The sequence below is a fragment of the Paeniglutamicibacter sp. ZC-3 genome (assembly GCF_025847175.2).
Lineage (GTDB): Bacteria > Actinomycetota > Actinomycetes > Actinomycetales > Micrococcaceae > Paeniglutamicibacter > Paeniglutamicibacter sulfureus.
On record NZ_JAOYTG010000001.1, the window covers coordinates 305788 to 325546 of the forward strand.

Consider the following 19759-nt stretch of genomic DNA (forward strand, 5'->3'; position numbering starts at 1 on the left):
CCTATGACATCGACCCGCCGCTCGTCCCACGACCCCGATCTGCTACCGGACCCCGTCTCGGCGCCGGCACCGGTGCGCTCCAAGCGCGCACTGTTCCTGCTGCTGCTGACAACGTTCTTCCCCGGCAGCGCCCAATGGGTTTCCGGGAATCGCGCCCTTGGCGGGTTCGTCATGCGCGTCACCATCACCTGCTGGGCTTTGCTCATGGTGGTGCTGGCGCTCGCACTGCTCAAGCGCGACTGGCTGCTTGGATTCTTTGCCCAGGCCTGGGTGCAGCTGGGATCCTCGTTGCTGCTGGTGGTGCTGGCAGCCGGCTGGCTTTTGATGTTCCTGAACACGCTGGCGATCATCCGTCCCCGGTATCTGGCCCCCGGGGCCAGGATCGGGCTGACCGCCACGTTGCTGGTGGTGGCCCTGGCCATCACCGGGTCCCTGGGCTACGGCGCATTCGTCATGAACAAGGGCCGCGAGACCATCTCCAGCGTCTTTACCGCCGGACCTGCCTTCAAGCCGGTTGACGGACGCTACAACATCGCCGTGTTCGGCGCCGACTCGGCGGGCAACCGCGAGGGGGTGCGCACCGATTCCATGTCGCTGCTGTCCGTCGATGCCAAGACCGGCAAGTCGTTGCTGATCTCCATCCCGCGCAATATGCAGAACGCCCAGTTCTCCAAGGACTCCCCCATGCGCAAGATCTACCCCGAGGGGTACAACTGCGGGGACGAGTGCCTGTTCAACGCGATCTATCGCGACGCCACCGACAACCACGCCGACCTGTACCCGGATGCGGCCAACCCCGGTGCGGAAGCCACCATGGACGCCATCGAGGGCAGCACGGGTCTGAAGGTCCAGTCGTACGTGATGATCGACATGGCCGGGTTCGCCGGGTTCATCAACGCCATGGGCGGGGTCAAGGTCGACTCCGGCGGCTGGGTCCCCTACAACGGCAAGAGCTGGCCCAACTCCTCGGTCAACACCCACTGGTTCGCCCCCGGCGAGCAGACGCTCACCGGGAAGCAGGCCCTCTGGTTTGCCCGCTCGCGCGACTTCACCTCCGATTACCACCGCATCGCGCGCCAGCAGTGCCTGCAACAGGCCATGATTTCCCAGTTCAGCCCCAAAACCATGCTCACGCGCTTCACCTCGATCATGGATGCCGGCGAGCAACTGGTGGAAACCGACATTCCGCAGCAGCAGCTCGGATCGTTCCTGAACCTGGCCGACAAGGCCCGCCAGACCCCGTTCAAGCGCCTGACCCTGGGTGCCCCCGACTTCGGGTCCGCGGGCGACAAATTCTCCACCTACCCGAAGTTCGACGAGATCCACTCGCGCATCGACGAACTCATCGCCGCGCAAAACGAATCCCCGGCCAAGAAGTCCGCGGAGGCAACCAAGGAATCGGCCAAGGAGAAGGAATCCTCCGCGCCGGCAAAGTCGACCAAGGATTCCGGGACCGAGCGGAATTCCGAGCCCGGCAAGATCAACACGGCACCCTCCGACGCACCCACGGCGCAGCCCGACGGGTCGGAGCTGACCGAGCGCTACCTGGTCACCCTCGAGCAAATCGGCCGCACCGACCTGCTGGCAAAAATCGCAGCCAACAACAACGAATGCTCGGTGCCCTGACCCGTCCGGGCACATAATTCCCCCATAGCCTGAAGGACAACGATGTATCGCCTGACAAACACCATCCGTGACTATGCCTGGGGATCCACCGGCGCCATCAGCGGGCTTCTGGGCACCGACCCCAGCGGCAAGCCGGAGGCAGAAATGTGGCTCGGAGCCCACCCTTCCGCTCCTTCGCTGGCCTCCGATGGACAGCCCGGTGGCGTGGACACCGGCCTGGACCGGCTGATAGCCGCCGACCCCCAGGGGTTGCTGGGTCCCGAGGTGGCCGGTGCATACGGCCGGCTGCCGTTCCTGATGAAGCTGCTGGCAGCGGGCAAGCCGCTGTCCATCCAGGTGCACCCCTCCGCCGAGCAGGCAGCCGCCGGGTACGCGGCGGAGAATGCCGCGGGCCTGGCCTCCGATGCTCCCCGGCGCAACTACCGCGACGGCTCGCACAAGCCGGAAATGATCTACGCGCTGACCGATTTCGCCGCCCTGAGCGGCTTCCGCTCCCCCACCGAGACCGCCGGTCTCTTTGGCACCCTGGGCGCGGCGTTGGAAGCCGAGCCGGCGGAAACCTGCGCCAAGATCGTCTCGCTGCTCTCGAACCCCGATGAGTCCGAGGCGCTGCGCTCGAGCTGCGAATACCTGCTCGGCGGATCCCCGGAGCTCGGGCGGCTTGGTGCCGCCGCGCTGCGCGCCGTGGAAGCGAACCCTGCACTGGCCGAACACCCCTCGCTGGCGGAGCTGCCACGGATCAACGAACACTACCCGGAAGACATTGGCGTGCTGGTCTCGCTGCTGCTGAACCTGGTGGTGCTGGAACCCGGGCAGGCCATCTACCTGGGTGCCGGAAACGTGCACGCCTACCTGCGCGGGCTCGGCGTGGAGGTCATGGCCAACTCGGACAACGTGCTGCGCGGCGGATTGACCCCCAAGCACATCGACGTGCCCGAGCTGCTGCGCGTCAGCAGCTTCGAGGCCCTGGGCGTCCCGCATTTGGAAGCCACCGAGACCATGTACGGCCAGCAGGTCTTCACCCCGCCCTTCGCCGAGTTCCAGCTCCAGCACATCGAGCTGGACGCCGTGGCCGATGCCGCCGACATGGGCGGCGGGGACGTGCCGGTGGCCGCCAACGGCCCGGTCATCGTGCTCTGCATTGAAGGAGAGGTGCTCATCGACACACCGCGCGGGGACGAGCTGCTGCGCCGCGGCGATTCGCTGTTCATCGGCGCCAACGAGGCCCCGGCCATGGCTCGGCGCAGCGCCAATGCGGCGGGGCGTGCCTTCGCCGTGACGCCGCAGCCGCTCCCCTAGGTCCCGCGGCAGCCACGACGCAGCGAGGCCCGGCAGGAATCACTTCCTGCCGGGCCTCGCCATGTCCGGGCGGCACTGCCGCCGGTGTGGTCTAGCGCGTGTAGGCTTCCCACTTGTCGGACTGGTGCTCGCCGTCGACGATGCGGATGGTGCCCGACTTGGAGCGCATCACGATCGACTGGGTGTGGATGCGGTTGTTCTTGTACCGCACCCCGCGCAGCAGGTCGCCGTCGGTGATGCCGGTCGCGGCAAAGTAGCAGTTGTCGGAGGTGACCAGGTCGTTGGTGGTCAGCACCCGGTCCAGGTCGTGGCCGGCGTCGATGGCCCGCTGCTTCTCGTCGTCGTCCGTGGGCCACAGGCGGCCCTGGATGATGCCGCCGAGCGACTTGATGGCGCAGGCGGTGACGATGCCTTCGGGAGTTCCGCCGATGCCCATCAGCACATCCACACCGGTGTTCTCGCGGGTGGCTGCAATGGCGCCGGCAACATCGCCGTCCATGATGAACTTGGTGCGTGCGCCGGCGGCGCGGATCTCGTCGACCAGGCCCGCGTGGCGCGGGCGGTCAAGGATGCACACGGTGATCTGGTTGATCTTCTTGCCCTTGGCCTTGGCAATCAGGTGCAGGTTCTGCTTGACCGGCAGACGCAGGTCAACCAGCTCGGCAGCCTCGGGCCCGGTGACAAGCTTTTCCATGTAGAAGACCGCGGAGGGATCGAACATGGAGCCGCGGTCGGCAACGGCCAGCACCGAGAGTGCGTTGTTGATGCCCAAGGCGGTCAGGCGGGTGCCGTCGATCGGGTCAACTGCGACGTCGCATTCGGCGCCGGTTCCGTCGCCCACGCGTTCGCCATTGAACAGCATCGGGGCTTCGTCTTTTTCGCCTTCGCCGATGACGACAACGCCATTGAAGGACACGGTGGAGAGCAGCGAGCGCATGGCGTCGACGGCAGCGCCGTCGGCGGCGTTCTTGTCGCCGAAACCAACCCAGGGGCTGGAGGCGATGGCGGCGGCCTCGGTGGCACGCACCAGCTCAAGGGCAAGGTTGCGGTCCGGTTCAGCGTCGCCGACTGAAAGTCGTGGGGACAGGTGGGCAAAATTCGTGGCTTCAGTCACGGTCTTCCTCGTCGTTGAGATCTGTTAGTTTGCCGAGGGGCCAACAGCTCCCATCATATCTCCCGTCGCCGCTTACTCCCCGTTGGCTACGACTTGTGCGACGCATCCGGCAGCCTGCGGAGCCCGGGGCCGCCCGTTTAGATTCTGCGCGGCGGATGCGCGAGAATGGAGGGGTGAGTGAACACCCCGAAGGCCCAGCCGTACCCGCCAACACCCCAGCATCCGCCAACACCCCGGCGTCCGCGGACACGGCCGTGCCGTCGCACGGGCTTGGTTCGGCACCTGCCGATGCGCAGCAGCCCGTCAAGCCGGTGCTGACTCCCAAGCAGGCCAAGCGCGCCAACCAAACACTCAAGGGCATGATCATTTCGGTGTTGCTCACCGTGGCGGTGGCGGTCCCGGTCATCCTCATCAACCCGGCGGACAAGGCCGAGACCTTCCGCGCGCCGGTGGATGTCGCCGATGTTGCCTCGCAGGCCGCGGCGGATGCGGATTTCACGCCCTGGGCACCGAACCTTCCCGAGGGCGACTACGTGAACTTCGCGCGTTGGATCACCGGGAATGTCGACGGAATCAAGTACTGGGAATTCGGGGTCGTCACCAAGGACGACGAGTTCGTGTGGGTCAAGCAGACAGCCGGGGCCAACCCGTCATGGCTGGCAGCGGCCACCGAAAACGCCACCCCCGCCGGCACCCACACCGTAGACGGGACCGACTGGGAACTGCGCACCAAGGACAACGACCAAATACTGGTCTCGACGCGCGGGGCCTCCACCATCGTGCTGACCAGTGACAGCGGCTTGGACACCCTCGACAAGCTGGCCCGCCTGGCCCAGCAAGAGATCCCCGCCAACTAGCTCCCGCCCCCACAGCATCCGGCCACGGCGCCCGGATGAGATATTCGACACAATGCATTCACCGGCGTGCCCTGCCTCGGGCGTCTAAGATAAAAAACATGAATGATTCCGACGTCTCCGTCGACCACCTTGAGCTGACTCCCGCAGAAGCCTGGCGCAAACTGCGCGAGGGCAACTCCCGCTTCGTGGCCGGCCAAACCGACCATCCCAACCAGGACGCGCTGCGCCGCCAGTTCCTGGTGGACAAGCAGCACCCCTTTGCCGTCATCTTCGGCTGCTCGGATTCGCGTCTCGCTGCAGAAATCATTTTCGACCTGGGCCTGGGCGACGTCTTCGTGGTGCGCACCGCAGGCCACGTGATCGACTCGGCGGCCCTGGGCTCCCTGGAGTACTCGGTCGCCATGCTGAACGTCCCGTTGATCGTGGTGTTGGGCCACGACTCCTGCGGCGCCGTGACGGCAACGATCGACTCGGTGGAAAGCGGAACCATGCCCCCTGGCTTCATCCGCGACCTCGTCGAGCACATCACCCCGTCGGTGATCACCGCCCGGCGCAACGGCATCCGCGACGTCAACACCACCGTCGTCGAGCACGTCCAGCAGACCAGCCACCGCCTGGTGGAACAGTCGCGCATCGTTTCCTCCGCCGTGGAGGAGGGCCGCACCGCGGTGATCGGGGTGACCTACCGCCTGGCCGAGGGCAAGGCGGAAATGGTCTCCGGCTTCGGCATCCTCTAGCCGGCACCTCCGCGCCCGCGGCCGGACCGGTTTCCCGGGACCTGCCGCGGGCGCTTTTTATTCCCGCGTTCGCCATTGGGGTGAACTGTGCGCCCGGCCACTGCCGAACCGGGTGCATGCGGCGTAGCGTGTCTGGCATGGACACTTCTGCAGACTTCCGCATTGAACACGACACCATGGGCGAGGTCCGCGTACCGGCCGCAGCCCTCTACCGGGCCCAGACCCAGCGGGCCGTGGAGAACTTCCCGATCTCCGGCAAGAAGCTCGAGGCCACGCACATCCGCGCGCTGGCCCAGGTGAAGAAGGCCGCGGCAGGCGCCAACCTGGAATTGGGCGTGCTGGATGCCGAGCGGGCGAACGCGATCATGGCGGCCGCCGACGAGGTCGCCGCCAACAAGTACGACGAACACTTTCCCATCGACGTGTTCCAGACCGGTTCGGGCACCTCGAGCAACATGAACATGAACGAGGTGCTGGCCGAGCTGGCCACCCGCGCACTGGCCGCGGCCGGCTCGGACACCGTGGTGCACCCCAACGACCACGTCAATGCCTCGCAGTCCTCCAACGACGTATTCCCCACCTCGGTTCACGTCGCTGCGACCGCCGGGCTGTTGGGCGATGTCGTCCCGGGCCTCGAGGTGCTGGCAGCATCCCTGGAGGCCAAGGCAGTCGAGTTCAAGGACGTGGTGAAGTCCGGGCGCACCCACCTGATGGACGCGACCCCGGTGACCCTGGGCCAGGAATTCGGCGGCTACGCCGCCCAGATGCGCTACGGCGTCGAGCGCATCCTGGCCTCGCTTCCGCGGGTGGCCGAGGTGCCCTTGGGCGGCACCGCGGTGGGCACCGGCATCAACACCCCCGAGGGTTTCCCCGAACGCGTCATCGAGCTGCTCGCCGCGGACACCGGCCTGCCGCTGACCGAGGCCCGCAACCACTTCGAGGCCCAAGCCAACCGCGACGGACTCATCGAGGCCTCGGCCCAGCTGCGCAACATCGCAATCTCGCTGATGAAGATCAACAACGACCTGCGCTGGATGGGCTCCGGACCGAACACCGGCCTGGGCGAGATCGCGATCCCCGACCTCCAGCCGGGCTCATCGATCATGCCGGGCAAGGTCAACCCGGTGATCTCCGAGGCAGCGATCATGGTCGCCGCCCAGGTGATCGGCAACGACACCGCGATCGCATGGTCAGGGACCAACGGGGCGTTCGAATTGAACGTCGGCATGCCGGTGATGGCCTCGAACCTGCTCGAGTCAATCCGCCTGCTGGGCAACACCACCCGGGTCATGGCGACGAAGATGGTCGACGGTATCACCGCGAACGTGGACCGCGCCCGCTTCCTGGCCGAGGCCTCCCCCTCCATCGTCACCCCGCTAAACAAGCTCATCGGCTACGAGAGCGCCGCGAAGATCGCCAAGAAGGCGGTGGCCGATTCGCTCACGGTCCGCGAGGCCACGGTGGCGCTGGGCTTCGTGGAGCGCGGCGAGGTGACCGAGGCGCAGCTCGATGAACTGCTCGATGTCACCACCATGACCGGCAAGCACTGACACCAACCCAACACCCCCGCAAGCAGCGGCGGCCCGTCGAGGAATGTCTATCCATTCCTCGGCGGGCCGCCGTTTGCGTGTCCCGGCGGGCAGCCGAGGGACGCTGGGGCGTTCCGTGAGGGGGCCCACTTAAGTTGCACCCAACAGCCAATAGTGCAAAACTGCACTCTATGAAGAATAGTGCAATTGGGGTTGTCGGCGAGCCGGGCACCCCGCCGGGCCTCAGCGCCCGCATGCTGAAAACCCGGCTGTCCATCTCGCGGAACGCACGCGAGCTGACGGCGGAAAACGGCTTTGCGGGGTTCACCGTCGAGGAACTCTGCGCCCGCGTCGGGATCTCGCGGCGCACCTTCTTCAACTACTTCGCCACCAAGCTCGACGCCGTCTTCGGGCACGCCGAGGACGGGCTGCCAGCCGAGGCGCTCGAGCGGTTCATGAACGCCCGGCCCGTCGGCACCGTGGGCATCTCCCCCACCCTGCTGGCCGACCTGGTGGCCTTGGTGCGGGAACAGCTGCGCATCGACGACGCCGAGATCCGCGGTGTCCACGGCTTCTTCACGATCCTGCACCGCGAGCCGGAACTGCTGGCCCGCATGATGAAGGTCGGCCCGGAACGCCAAGCGGAATTCACCGCCATGGTGGCCAGGCGCGAAGGAGTCGAAGCCGACCACAGCGGCATCGGCATGCTGGCGCACGCCCTGCAGTTCGCCACCCACCGGGCCATCGAACGCTACCTGGCCTCACCCGACGGGCCATCGCTGGAGGAGGAATTCCTCTCCGTCATGCGCCAGACCCGGGAATTGTTCGGCCAGCCCCTGCTGCACGGGGAACATCCCCCCGCCCCCTGACCCGACGGTCCGACGCGCCACTCATCTTTCCCAACACACGCAAGGAACACCACCGCATGTCCACCACCACCGCGCCCCGCACACCCCCGGGCCCGGCGCCGTTGCTGCTGACGCAACGGCGCATCTGGATCATCTTCTCCGCGCTGATCGCCGGCATGATGCTCTCCTCCCTCGACCAGACCATCGTCTCCACCGCCATGCCCACCATCGTGGGCCAGCTCGGCGGAGTCGAACACCAGGCCTGGATCACCACCGCCTACCTCCTGGCCACCACCATCGTGATGCCGATCTACGGAAAGTTCGGCGACGTGCTGGGCAGGCGCAACCTGTTCCTGATCGCCATCGCGCTGTTCACCCTGGCCTCCGTGGGAGCCGCGTTCGCCGGCACCTTCTGGATGTTCGTGTTCTTCCGCGCCATGCAGGGCCTGGGCGGCGGCGGGCTGATGATCCTCTCGCAGGCCATCATCGCCGACATCGTCCCGGCCTCCGAGCGCGGGAAGTACATGGGCCCGCTGGGCGCCATCTTCGGTCTCTCGGCCGTCGCCGGACCATTGTTGGGCGGCTTCTTCGTCGACCACATGACCTGGCAGTGGGCGTTCTACATCAACATCCCCATCGGCATCGGCGCCTTCCTGATCGCCTGGTTCGCGCTGAAGCTGCCGAGCAAGAAGGCCACCAAGAAAATCGACATCCTCGGCGTGCTGCTGCTCTCGATCGCCACCACCTGCCTGATCTTCTTCACCGACTTCGGCGGCTCGAAAAACCACGGCTGGGGCGCCATGGAAACCTGGGGTTGGGGCGTGGGCATGCTCGCCGCCATCGTGCTCTTCGTCATCGTCGAGGCACATGCCGAGGACCCGATCATCCCGCTGTCGCTGTTCAGGAACCCGGTCTTCGTCAACGCCACGGCCATCGGCTTCACCCTGGGCCTGGGCATGTTCGCTGCCATAGCGTTCGTCCCCACCTTCCTGCAGATGTCCTCGGGAACCTCCGCCGCGGTCTCCGGGCTGCTGATGGTCCCGATGATGGTCGGCCTGATGGGCACCAGCATCTTCTCGGGCATCGCGATCACCAAGACCGGCAAGTACAAGGGCTACCCGATCGCCGGCGCCCTGGTCACCGCGCTGGCGATGCTCGCCTTCACCTCGCTCTCGGCAGCCACCCCGCTGTGGCTGATCTGCGTGTACCTCTTCGTGTTCGGTGCCGGCCTGGGACTGATCATGCAGGTCGTCGTGCTGGTGGTGCAGAACGCCGTGGATCCGGCCATGGTGGGCACCGCGACCTCCACGAACAACTACTTCCGCGAGGTCGGTGCGTCGCTGGGCGTGGCGATCTTCGGGGCCATGTTCACCAACCGGCTCTCCGAGAAGCTGACCGAGGTCTTCACCGGCGCCGGCGCCAGCGCCACGGATGCCGGCAACGCCACCGCGACCCTGGATCCGCAGACCATGGCGCAGCTGCCCGAGGTCGTCCGGGACGGCATCGTCACCGCCTACGCAGATTCGCTGGCACCGGTGTTCTGGTACCTGATCCCGTTCATCCTCATCGCCTTCGTACTGGCGCTCTTCCTCAAGCAGGTCAAGCTCTCGGACACTGCCGGGATGGTGGCACGAGGCGAGGCCATCGGCGGCGAGGAGGCCCAGGCGTTGGAAGATGCGGAACGCCATGGCACCAAGGTGTCCGCGGCAGATTCCGGCGCTCGTCCTGACAACGACCGGTCGCCGGAGACCGACCGCTAGGTCCGAACCTCCCTCCCCCCGGCGCCGGTGCCCCGCACGACCCCCCAACCGCTCCCCTGACCGGGAATGGATGCAGGTCTGGCGGGGCACTTTCGCCTGCGACCAGGAACCTCGCCGGGTCCGGCTAGCCGGTGATGAAGTGGCCGGCTTCCCTGGGCTCGAGAGTCCAGTCGATGGCGCGTTGGTGCTTGGGCGGCAGTGCCGGCAGCTGGCCCAGCACGAACCATCCGACCTCGAGGTTCTCGTCGTCGTTGACCTTCGCCTCCCCGCCCAGGTACTCGCCGGCCAGGATGATGTCCAGGTATCGGGCGCGGTCCCCGTTGGGATACACCGCCTCGTCGGTGGTTGCCACCCCGACCAGCCGGGTGACGGCGCAGTGCACCGCGGTCTCCTCAAACACCTCGCGCACCGCCGCGACGGCGGGCTCCTCGCCCGGCTCCAGGATGCCGGCCGGAAGCGTCCAGCGCCCGTTGTCCGCCCGGCGGACCAACAGCACGCGGCCCTCGTGGATCACCACGGCCTTGACGCCGGGCAGCCATAGCGGATCGTTTCCGATCTTCCGGCGCATTTGGACGATGAATTCTGGTGTGGGCATGGCGGTGTTCCGGTGTCTTTCGTGTCTCGTGGATTCCGGGCGCGGGCTTGGCTAGCCCGCCACGGCCAGGGCAAGGGCCGCGCCCGCCAGCATGAAGGGGCCGAAGGCAACGGAGGACCGCAGCGTGACCTTGCGCGCCAAAAGCAACACCACCGACCAGAGGGCCCCGATGATGAAGGCAAAGGCGGTGGCCCACAACAGGTGGGTGTAGGAGAGGAAACCGAGGTAAAGTCCCAGCACGGCGGCGAGCTTCACGTCCCCCAGCCCCATGCCCGCGGGCGCAATCAGGTGCAGCACCAGGTAACCGGCGAACAGGATCACCGCTCCCAGCACCATGCGCAGCAGGATCATGGGTTCCCCGGCCAACAATGCGGCAGCGCCCAGCAGCGCCAGGGCGGCGATGAACCACGGGCCCAGGATGCGGTTGGGCAGCAGGTGCGACTTGAAGTCGATGATGGTCAGGCGCACGGCGTTGACCAGGTACAGCGCCAAGGCCAGCGTTGCCAGGATTCCCGCCACCGTGGCCAGGACCGGGTCGGCGGCAAACCACTGCAGGATGAGTTGCGGCATGGGCCAAACCTTACGCGGTGCCCGCCGCCGCCGACCGCGGCGGCACGCCACCGGCGGGACAATCCCCCGCAATGTGACTCCTCGCTACACTGAAGGCATGGACCAGCACCATGGCGCTGACGTATTCCCCGACCCCGACAGGGCCCCGGGCAAGGAGCTCATGGGCCATTTTCGTCGGCTCGCCCGGTCCTCCCCCTGGCTGTGGAACACCCTCCAGATCCGGATCGGCGTCACCGACAAGGAACGGCAGGCGCTGGCCTTTGCCGCCCCGAGCCTGCCCACGCACCTCACGGTGCTGATCAGGCGCCCCGACGCCATCCGTGTCGAGGACGGGGACGGTGCGGTGCTCTTCCGCACCGAGCACATCTACGATTCGCGCGATGCCGGCTTCGTGGCGGCCACCCGCAAAAGCTGGTTGTTGCCGCCCCAACTATTGGCCCCGGTGTACGGGGACGACGGCCTGGTCTCCCGGCGGCCGGAGGCCGCCTATGGCAACGCATTGATGCCCGTGGGCCTGTGGAGTGCGTTCCTGGATCCGGTCGAGATCGCCGGCTTCGCACCGGGTCCTGCCGACATGGCCTTCCCCCATCCCAGCACCATCCACTCGCTGCGGGTGTTCAGGGACGAATCGGGCCGCGAATGCCTTGAGGCAGAACTCTCCCGCGGCCATTCCTACGCCCCGGTCATCGACGATGCGCCGCTGCTGGGCACCGGCCTCACGCTGATCCGCCTCGACCGGGCCACCGGCGTCTGCGTGCTGCGCCGGGTGCTCGACGGTCCTGACGCCGGGCTCGAACACCGGGCGGTCATCACCGCCGTGGACGAATACATGATCGACGGGCTTTTCACCCAGCCACTGGCCTCGCTCAGCGACGTGCGGCATGCACCGGTGTGGCCGATCCCGGGGCTGGCCGACACCCCCGGGCCGCAGACTCCGGGCAGCGCACGGCACCGGGGCGGGCCGGCGGCCTAGGACCGCGGGCGCGCCCCGGAGTTGCACCCGGCTAGTGGATGCGGTCCTCAAGCAGCTCGGTGACCAGCGCGGCGATCTCGGAGCGCTCGGAGCGGGTCAGGGTCACGTGCCCGAAGAGGTGGTGGCCCTTGAGCTGCTCGACCACCGCCGCGACGCCGTCGTGCCGCCCCACCCGCAGGTTGTCGCGTTGGGCCACGTCGTGGGTGAGGATCACCTTGGAGTTCTGCCCGATGCGCGAGAGCACCGTGAGCAGCACGTTGCGCTCCAGCGATTGCGCCTCGTCGACGATCACGAACGCGTCGTGCAGCGAGCGCCCGCGGATGTGGGTCAGCGGCAGCACCTCGAGCATGCCCCGGCTCATGACCTCGTCGATGGCGTTCTTGGAGACCACCGAGCCCAGGGTGTCGAACACGGCCTGCGCCCAGGGGTTCATCTTCTCCGCCTCGGCGCCGGGGAGGTAGCCCAGCTCCTGGCCGCCGACCGCGTAGAGCGGGCGGAAGACCATGATCTTGCGGTGCTCACGGCGTTCCATGACCGCTTCGAGCCCTGCACACAGTGCGAGCGCCGATTTGCCGGTGCCGGCGCGGCCGCCGAGCGAGACGATGCCGACTTCCTTGTCGAGCAGCAGGTCCAGGGCCAGGCGCTGTTCGGCGGAGCGGCCGCGCAGCCCGAAGGCCTCGCGGTCTCCGCGCACCAGGCGCACCAGGTGGTTGCGGTCCACCCTGCCCAGGGCCGAGCCGCGCGGGGAGTGCAGGATCAGCCCGGTGTTCACCGGCTGATCGGCTGCTTCCTCAAGCTCAAGGGATTCATCTGAGTAGAGCGCGGACATGTCCTCCTGGCTCACGTCCATCTCGTGCACGCCGGTCCAGCCGGAGTCGGCAATGAGCTCGTTGCGGTATTCCTCCGCCGTCAGGCCCATGGCCGAGGCCTTGATGCGCATGGGAGTGTCCTTGGACACCAGCGTGACATCCAGGCCCCCGTCGAGCATGGCCTTGGCGACGGAGAGGATGCGGGTGTCGTTGTCCGCGTTGCGGAACCCCACCGGCAAGACGTTGGACGCAATGTGGTTCAGTTCCACGCGCAGGGTGCCACCCTGCTTGCCGACCTCCATGTCATTGGCCAGCCCGCCGTTCTTGCGGCCCAGCTCCTCAAGGGTCCGCAGTGCCTCGCGGGCAAAATAGCCCAGCGTGGGGTCGTTGCGCTTGTGCTCGAGTTCGGTGATCACTGTCAACGGCAGGACCACATGGTGTTCGGCAAAGCGCAACATGGCGTGGGGGTCTGCGATCAACACCGAGGTGTCCAGGACGAATGTCCGGGTACCTGCCGCCGATGCCGCCTGGGTGGCAGTCTCTGCCGAGACGGCGGGGGCGGTTGATGGGATTTCCTGTTTCGCTACCACTGTGGCTCCTCGCGGGGAGTGCTGCCCCGTTCAGCGGGCAATGACGGCTTCATCACCCGTTACGCTCAACATACGCCGAATGCTTCGGCCATACCTACGGTTTGGACAGTGCCGCGGTGAAGAGAAGATGAAGATTTGGCATCGCCCGGATGTCAGCGTGGGACGCGCCCCGGAAACCACGGGTCAGGAGCCGAAGCGGCGTTGCCTGTCGGCGAAGTCGCGCAGGGCGCGCAGGAAGTCCACGCGCCTGAAATCGGGCCACAGCGCCTCGCAGAAGTAGAACTCGCTGTAGGCACTCTGCCACGTCAGGAACCCTGAAAGGCGCTGTTCGCCCGAGGTGCGAATGACCAGGTCGGGGTCCGGCTGGCCCTTGGTGTAGAGGTGGGTGGCCAGTTGGTCGGGATCCAGGTCCGCGGCGATCTGCGCGGCGTCCAGCCCGTTGGCGTGTCCCTGGAGCAGCAGCGCCTTGACGGCATCGACGATCTCCTGCCGGCCGCCGTAGCCGACGGCGACGTTGACGTGGATCCCGGTGACACCGGCGGTCGAGGCTTCCAGCTCGCGCAGTTTGTTGGCCAGGTAGTCCGGCAACAGGTCCAGCGCGCCCACCGGCTTTACGCGAACGGTCTTGGTCTCGCCCAACCGGTCCAGGGTGTTGGCAATGATCCCCATCAGGGCATCGAGTTCATCGCTGGAGCGGCTCATGTTGTCCGTGGAAAGCATGTAGAGCGTGACCAGGTTGATGTCCAGCTCCTGGCACCAGCCCAGGAATTCCAGGATCTTGTCCGCGCCGGCCTGGTGCCCGCTGGCCGTGGTTTGCCCTGACAGCTTGGCCCAGCGCCGGTTCCCGTCCACGAGCACGCCAATATGTGCCGGCAGTTTTTCCGGGGTCAACATACCCCGCAACTGCCGCTCATAGAGCCGGTAGACGAATCCCGGAAGTTCCACGGCGATACTCCTGCATAAAAATAGGGGGCCAACATGCGACCGCCCTCGGGTCGCGTGCATGGCTTAACGCTACCGGGTTCCGTCCCCGGTGGTGCGCCAAGACGCGGGCATGGCACGGTGCAATACCCCATACAACGGCCCCCGTCCCCGGTGATCCCTGCGTTTTCCTCGGCACTCCGGCCACCGCTGCCACCTTGGCCTCGATCCATCGATGGTGATCACGGCAGGCGCCGGGGGGATTGAACCGGGAATGCCCGTCTTGTCAGCACGATGCGGCTTGCCACAGGGGCTATTCGCCTCTGCCACGAAGGGCACGACGCCCCGGCGAGCGCTGCCTCCGCAGGGGCGTCTGGTGAGGATGCTGGATAGTTCTCCTGCAGTTTTACCGTAGTCGCGGTTCCCAATGCGTTGACCTGGAAGCCGATGGTGTTACCTGCATGCGTGAACCCTTTATTGTCGTCAGCTGATGCCAGAATCGCGGAGCCAGCCGCCGCAGCATCCCGCAGTGAAGTACACGTGTACGACTTATTCGCTTCGGTCGGAGCCTCGAAGGTCCCCGCCCAATAGATAGACGCCGTATCGCCGCCGCCAAAGCTACCGCGCGGTAGTTTAGGCTGGGGTCATGAGCCAAGCATCCGGGCCCCCGTCACATCCAATGGTTCCAGCGCACCCGGCCAAGCCGTTGCTGCGCGGCTGGATACATGCAGTCACCGCACCACTGGCCCTGGTCGCCGGTATCGTGCTGATCGTTCTGGCCCCTGCGGGCGCCGGCAAGATCGCCAGTGCCGTGTTCGCGTTCACCGGGGTTCTGCTCTTCACGGTTTCGGCTTTCTACCATCGCGGAAAGTGGTCGCCGACCACCACTCGCGTGCTCAAGCGGATCGACCACACCAACATCATGCTGCTGATCGCCGGCTCCTACACGCCGCTGGCCTGGGCCCTGCTTCCGGCCAGGTCGGCCACCATTCTGTTGGTCTCGATCTGGATCGGGGCCCTTGCAGGGGTCGGCTTCCGGGTGTTCTACACCGACGCACCGCGTTGGCTTTACACCCCTGTCTACGTATTGCTCGGCCTGGCGTCCCTGCTGTTCATCGGGGAATTCTTCACCGCCAGCCCGGCCGCGACAATCCTCATATGCGCCGGCGGTGCCTTTTACATTGCCGGCGCGGTGTTCTACGCGTTGAAGGCCCCGAACCCCATTCCGGAAATCCTGGGATTCCACGAGCTGTTCCATGCCTTCACGCTGATCGGTTTCTCCTGCCACTTCGCAGCCATTGCCATCGCGGTGCTCGGCGCCACCTAGTTCACCGGTCCGCTCAGCGAAAGTCCCGGTGCGATGAGCGCGGCCAGCGCCGGCAGGTCGCCGACCGGTGCGTGGCAAACCCCTCCGCGGCACACATAGAGCCGCAATTGCCCCTCGGGTCCCGCCGGGTAGACAGTGTCCCTGGTGCCCGCTTCGCCGGTATGGCCCAGTTGGGCCACTGCCGCCAATACGCCGAGGCGCACCGCTTCCCGGCGCTCGGCCTCGGTTCCTCCCGCCACGACCAGCTCCGTCGTGGAACCGTGGACGAATCGGGCAACCACTCCCAAGGCACTCCCGGTGCCATGGGGTGCGCGCTCGGCAAGGGCCGGCACGAATCCCAGCAACATGCGCACCAACCCGAGGTCTTCTTCGCTGCGTTCGAACGCCGTCTCAGGGGCGCCCGCTCCCATGTCCAGTTGCCTGCGTCCGGCCCGGTTCAGCAGCGCGGCGGCCAGCAGCGAGGTCGCCGAGGGCACCGCGTCATCCAGTGCCTCGGCGCTGCCCATTCCCCCACGCATGGCCTGGACTCGGGGGTCGTTCGCTGCGCTGTCCAGTGGCAATCCGCCGTCAAGGAAAAGTTCCAGGGCCGCGCTGAGCACTTCGTCGGCTCTGGCGAACCAGACCTGCTCCCCCGAGGCGGTACCCAGCTGCTGGAATCCCAGTGCCACGCCCGCATAGTCCTCAAGCACCGCGGAAATGGATGTGCTGGCCCGGCCCTGGTGGCTGATGCGGTGGAGCATTGCCCCGGCGCCACCGCTCGCCGTCGCCCAATGCACCCGGTACAGGTACTCGGCCGTCTTCGTGGCGAGGTCAAGCATGCGCGGTTCGCGCACAAGCACCGCTGCCTCGGCCAGCGAGGCAATGGCTAGGCCGTTCCACCCGGCGACGACCTTCTCGTCGCGGCCCGGCTGCACCCGCGTCGCACGCTCGGCGGCCAGTTTCCCCAGGGCATCTGCGAGCCCCGGCCATTCGGCGAGCGTCGGGGTACGGGACAGCGCAACGGTCATCGGCACGTCCCGCGGAAGGAGATCACCTTGCCCGGCGCCCTCGCCCGGCAGCGATGCGCCTGCCCACAAGTGCAGGAAAACATTGCCGGAGGCCGGAAGCCCTTCCGTTCCCTGTTCCCCCAGGATCCTAGCGACCTCGCCCCGGCTAAAGGTGTAGGTGGCACCCTCGTGGTGGGATCCGTCCGGCATGACGGTGTCGGCGTCAAGGGATGAGGCGAATCCCCCGCCGGGAAGCTGCATGTCTTCCTCCAGCCACTTGTGGATGCCGCGGGCGGATACGCGACAGAGTTCGGAGATGTCCGCATCGGGCAACTGCACCGCCGCGCGGGCGTACAGTCCCAGCAGCTGTGCGTTGTCGTAGAGCATCTTTTCAAAGTGCGGGATCTTCCATTCAGGATCCACGCAATAACGCGCAAAGCCGCCGCCCACGTGGTCTGCCAGTGCACTGCAGGCCATGATCCGCAGCGTCTCCGATGCCAGCGCCGCAGCCTGCGACGCCTCGGACCCCGAGCCCAGTGAAGCCCGCAGAAGGAAGTCCAACACGGAACTCGGCGGGAACTTGGGTGCCGGTGAAAAGCCTCCGGTGGGATCCTCCATGGCCGCCAACTTTCGCACGGCGGTGCCGATCACCTCGGCCAGCTCCGGTTCATTGCCGGCAGTGGGCAACGGCAGGGACCGGGAGAACATCTTGGCCTGTCCGCCGGCGACCGAACCCAGGTGGTCGGCGAGCGTCGCTGCCTGCAGTTCCAAGGCGTCTCGGCGGTTGTCCCAGGCGTCGGTGACGGCTTCAAGCACTTGCATGAAGGCGGGCATGCCCGGCCGGGGCACCGGGGGGAAATAGGTCCCGGCATGGATGGCGCGGCCGTCGGGGAGCGTGAATACGCTCATGGGCCAGCCACCGGCACCGGTGAGTGTTTGGGTTGCGGCCATGTAGGCACTGTCGACGGCAGGATGTTCCTCGCGGTCGACCTTGATCGGCACGAAGTGTCCGTTGAGGTAGGCGGCGATCCCGGGGTCGTCGAAGGATTCGCGGGCCATCACATGGCACCAGTGGCAGGCGGCGTATCCGATGGACAGGAAGACCGGGACGTCGCGGGACGCGGCCTCGGCGAATGCCTCGTCCCCGTAGGGCCACCAGTCAACCTGCTGGTGGGCATGCTGCCTGAGGTAGGCGGAGGCGCTCGAGGCGATTCGTTGTCCCATGTTTCCAGTCTCCCCCACGAGCGTCCTTCATGGCAGAGCCCGGGACATCGAGCGCAGGCCAATCCCGACGACCGTCGTGTCTGGAGGTTCCAAGCCGGAAACATGTGGAACGTAGACATCGAGCTGATTGCCTAGTGGTTCGCTTCGTGGGACTCCTGCAGCAGCCGGCTTCAGCTGTCCCGGCCCCGCAATGCCGCATACCCGGCACCGAGGAACACCGTCGTCCAGGCTGCCAGAACGGCAACCGCGGTGACCGGGCCGTAGGGTTGTTCCGCTGCGGTGCCCAACACCGCCGCTGCATTGGTCGGCAGATAGGAGGCGGCTTCCTGCACCGCCTCCGCGGCGAACAGCGGCAGGATCTGCGGCAGCCCGAAGAGCAGCACGAACGCCGCGGTCACGGCCCCGGCGCTGCTACGCAGCACCGATCCGAGGCCCACCATCATCATGGCCAGCAGCCCCAGGTAGGTGCCGGCGCCGAGCATGGCCGTGGCCAGCTGGCCGGGCGTGAATTCTCCGTAGGATCCCGCGGCCGGTGCCGCCACCAGAGTGCCGACCCCCACCAGGACGGCCCCGGAAACGAATCCGCCCGCACCCAGCACCGCGGCCTTGGACCCCAGGAACCTCAAGCGCACCGGGACCGCCTGCAGGGAGGTGGTGATGGTGCCGGAACCGTACTCGGAGGTGACGGACAGCGCCGCAAGAACGGCGACGAACAACTGGGACAGCTGCAATGACACGAAGGCGACGAAGGGGGCCGGCATCGTCGTGTCATAGCCGTTCTCCCCGCTGGCCTGCGCCGAGGCGCCCAGCAGCCAGGCCAGGCCGACCTGCCCGAGCAGCGCAAGTGACAGGATGATCCAGGTGGAGCGCAGGGAGGCCAGCTTGGTGGCGTCAAAGGCCGCGGCCCGGCGGCCGCGGCCGCCGCGGATGGCGGCGGGCGGGGTTCCCTGGATGGCGCTCATGATGCTGTCCTTTCATTTTCGGTTGGCACGTATTCGAGGCTGGAGGAAGTCAACTCGGCGTAGGCCTGTTCCAGCGAGGCCTTGCGCAGGCTCAGTTCGTTGATCCTCAGCCCCAGCCCGTGGGCAATTCCCCCGACATCCTCCAGCGAGGCGCCGGTGACCCGCAGCGTCCCGGAATCCGTCAAGGTGACAGGGTACCCGGCGCGGGACAGCGCCTCGGCGAGCAGCGCGGCATCGGGGGTGGCGACGGTGATGGAGTTCAGCGCGCTTTCGGCGATGACGTTGTCGATGGAATCATCCGCGATCAGCCTGCCCCGCCCGATGACCACCACGTGGTCGGCCGTGGACTGCATCTCGCTCATCAGGTGGCTGGAGACGAACACCGTCGCCCCGGCGGCCGCCTTGGCACGCATGAGCTCTCGGATCCACACCACCCCGTCGGCGTCCAGGCCGTTGACCGGCTCGTCGAAGATGAGCACCTGCGGATCGCCCAGCAGCGCACCGGCAATGCCCAGACGTTGGCGCATGCCCAGCGAAAAGGTGCCGATGCGTTGGTGCCCCGCCTCGGCGAGCCCGACCTCCTCCAGCACCGTCCCCACCCGGCGGGCGGGGATGGAGTTGCTGCGGGCCAGGCCCAGCAGGTGGGATGCGGCACGCTGCCCCGGATGCCCGATGCGCGAGTCGACCACGGCCCCCACGGTGCGCAGCGGGGTGTGCAGGGCCGCATAGGGTTTCCCGTAGATCAGCGCTGCCCCGGAGTCGGGGGTGTCGAGCCCCAGCAGCAGGCGCATGGTGGTGGTCTTCCCTGCCCCGTTGGGACCCAGAAAGCCGGTGACTTTCCCCGCTTCGATGGCCACCGACAGCCCGTCCACCGCCCGCTTGCGCCCAAAGTCCTTGGTGAGATCCTCAAGCACGATCATGGTCCTGCTCCTTGCCCGGTTGGTGTTGCTTCCTTGCCTTCAACGCTAGGTTCGGTCCCGGGCCCGCCGATACCGGCGTTCGTCGGGTCTTGGGCAGCGAACACCCCTGACT

At 66.9% G+C, this 19759-nt stretch carries 17 protein-coding genes; 9 read left to right on the forward strand and 8 right to left on the reverse strand.

The window, feature by feature from the left end; translation table 11 throughout:
• Positions 1-3: 3 nt before the first annotated feature.
• Complete coding sequence (locus OIU93_RS01340) at positions 4-1626, forward strand: LCP family protein (RefSeq protein WP_264268251.1); 1623 nt, start codon at positions 4-6, stop codon at positions 1624-1626.
• A 42-nt stretch (positions 1627-1668) separates the two neighbouring features.
• A complete protein-coding gene (gene manA / locus OIU93_RS01345) occupies positions 1669-2925 on the forward strand; it encodes a mannose-6-phosphate isomerase, class I (RefSeq protein ID WP_264268252.1) in 1257 nt (418 codons plus the stop codon).
• A 91-nt stretch (positions 2926-3016) separates the two neighbouring features.
• Here manA and glpX read toward each other — a convergent pair whose 3' ends face one another.
• Positions 3017-4039 (reverse strand): class II fructose-bisphosphatase, encoded by a 1023-nt coding sequence (gene glpX / locus OIU93_RS01350; protein ID WP_264268253.1) that lies wholly within the window; start codon positions 4037-4039, stop codon positions 3017-3019.
• Positions 4040-4212: 173 nt separating this feature from the next.
• On the opposite strand from glpX, the gene OIU93_RS01355 reads away from it, so the two are divergent.
• The 5 genes from OIU93_RS01355 to OIU93_RS01375 all read left to right on the forward strand — a co-directional run bounded on the left by OIU93_RS01355 (position 4213) and on the right by OIU93_RS01375 (position 9770).
• Complete coding sequence (locus OIU93_RS01355; RefSeq protein WP_264268254.1) at positions 4213-4896, forward strand: DUF4245 domain-containing protein; 684 nt, start codon at positions 4213-4215, stop codon at positions 4894-4896.
• 98 nt (positions 4897-4994) lie between these two features.
• Positions 4995-5633 carry a carbonic anhydrase gene (locus OIU93_RS01360; RefSeq protein WP_264268255.1) on the forward strand — a complete coding sequence of 213 codons (639 nt, stop codon included), beginning with the start codon at positions 4995-4997 and terminating at the stop codon, positions 5631-5633.
• Positions 5634-5770: 137 nt separating this feature from the next.
• Positions 5771-7183: a class II fumarate hydratase gene (locus OIU93_RS01365; protein WP_264268256.1), complete on the forward strand. Its 1413-nt coding sequence runs from the start codon at positions 5771-5773 to the stop codon at positions 7181-7183.
• Between the two features lie 170 nt (positions 7184-7353).
• Entirely contained in the window at positions 7354-8031 is a 678-nt protein-coding gene (locus OIU93_RS01370; protein WP_264268257.1) for a TetR/AcrR family transcriptional regulator, read from the forward strand.
• 56 nt (positions 8032-8087) lie between these two features.
• Positions 8088-9770, forward strand: coding sequence for an MDR family MFS transporter (locus OIU93_RS01375; RefSeq protein WP_264268258.1), 1683 nt, complete (start codon positions 8088-8090; stop codon positions 9768-9770).
• Between the two features lie 124 nt (positions 9771-9894).
• Here OIU93_RS01375 and OIU93_RS01380 read toward each other — a convergent pair whose 3' ends face one another.
• On the reverse strand, positions 9895-10365 hold the full coding sequence (locus tag OIU93_RS01380) for an NUDIX domain-containing protein (RefSeq protein WP_264268259.1): 471 nt from the start codon (positions 10363-10365) through the stop codon (positions 9895-9897).
• A 51-nt stretch (positions 10366-10416) separates the two neighbouring features.
• The gene (locus OIU93_RS01385) at positions 10417-10935 is read right to left on the reverse strand and encodes an A24 family peptidase (RefSeq protein ID WP_264268260.1); all 519 of its coding nucleotides are present in this window, start codon (positions 10933-10935) and stop codon (positions 10417-10419) included.
• 97 nt (positions 10936-11032) lie between these two features.
• Here OIU93_RS01385 and OIU93_RS01390 point away from each other — a divergent pair, with 97 nt between their 5' ends.
• Positions 11033-11908 carry a hypothetical protein gene (locus OIU93_RS01390; RefSeq protein ID WP_264268261.1) on the forward strand — a complete coding sequence of 292 codons (876 nt, stop codon included), beginning with the start codon at positions 11033-11035 and terminating at the stop codon, positions 11906-11908.
• Between the two features lie 31 nt (positions 11909-11939).
• Here the strand turns inward: OIU93_RS01390 and OIU93_RS01395 are convergent, their stop codons facing one another.
• On the reverse strand, positions 11940-13307 hold the full coding sequence (locus tag OIU93_RS01395) for a PhoH family protein (RefSeq protein WP_372342846.1): 1368 nt from the start codon (positions 13305-13307) through the stop codon (positions 11940-11942).
• A gap of 183 nt (positions 13308-13490) precedes the next feature.
• Positions 13491-14252 (reverse strand): isoprenyl transferase, encoded by a 762-nt coding sequence (locus OIU93_RS01400; protein WP_264268262.1) that lies wholly within the window; start codon positions 14250-14252, stop codon positions 13491-13493.
• Positions 14253-14874: 622 nt separating this feature from the next.
• Here OIU93_RS01400 and OIU93_RS01405 point away from each other — a divergent pair.
• Positions 14875-15555: a hemolysin III family protein gene (locus OIU93_RS01405; RefSeq protein ID WP_264268263.1), complete on the forward strand. Its 681-nt coding sequence runs from the start codon at positions 14875-14877 to the stop codon at positions 15553-15555.
• On the opposite strand, the gene OIU93_RS01410 is transcribed toward OIU93_RS01405, so the two are convergent.
• From OIU93_RS01410 to OIU93_RS01420, 3 genes are all read right to left on the reverse strand, one after another.
• Positions 15552-17765: a thioredoxin domain-containing protein gene (locus OIU93_RS01410; RefSeq protein ID WP_264268264.1), complete on the reverse strand. Its 2214-nt coding sequence runs from the start codon at positions 17763-17765 to the stop codon at positions 15552-15554. The two genes, OIU93_RS01405 and OIU93_RS01410, sit on opposite strands and share 4 nt — an antisense overlap.
• Positions 17766-17935: 170 nt before the next feature.
• The gene (locus OIU93_RS01415; RefSeq protein ID WP_264268265.1) at positions 17936-18727 is read right to left on the reverse strand and encodes an ABC transporter permease subunit; all 792 of its coding nucleotides are present in this window, start codon (positions 18725-18727) and stop codon (positions 17936-17938) included.
• Positions 18724-19647 carry an ATP-binding cassette domain-containing protein gene (locus OIU93_RS01420; RefSeq protein ID WP_264268266.1) on the reverse strand — a complete coding sequence of 308 codons (924 nt, stop codon included), beginning with the start codon at positions 19645-19647 and terminating at the stop codon, positions 18724-18726. The genes OIU93_RS01415 and OIU93_RS01420 overlap by 4 nt, the downstream gene beginning before the upstream one ends.
• Positions 19648-19759: the final 112 nt, after the last annotated feature.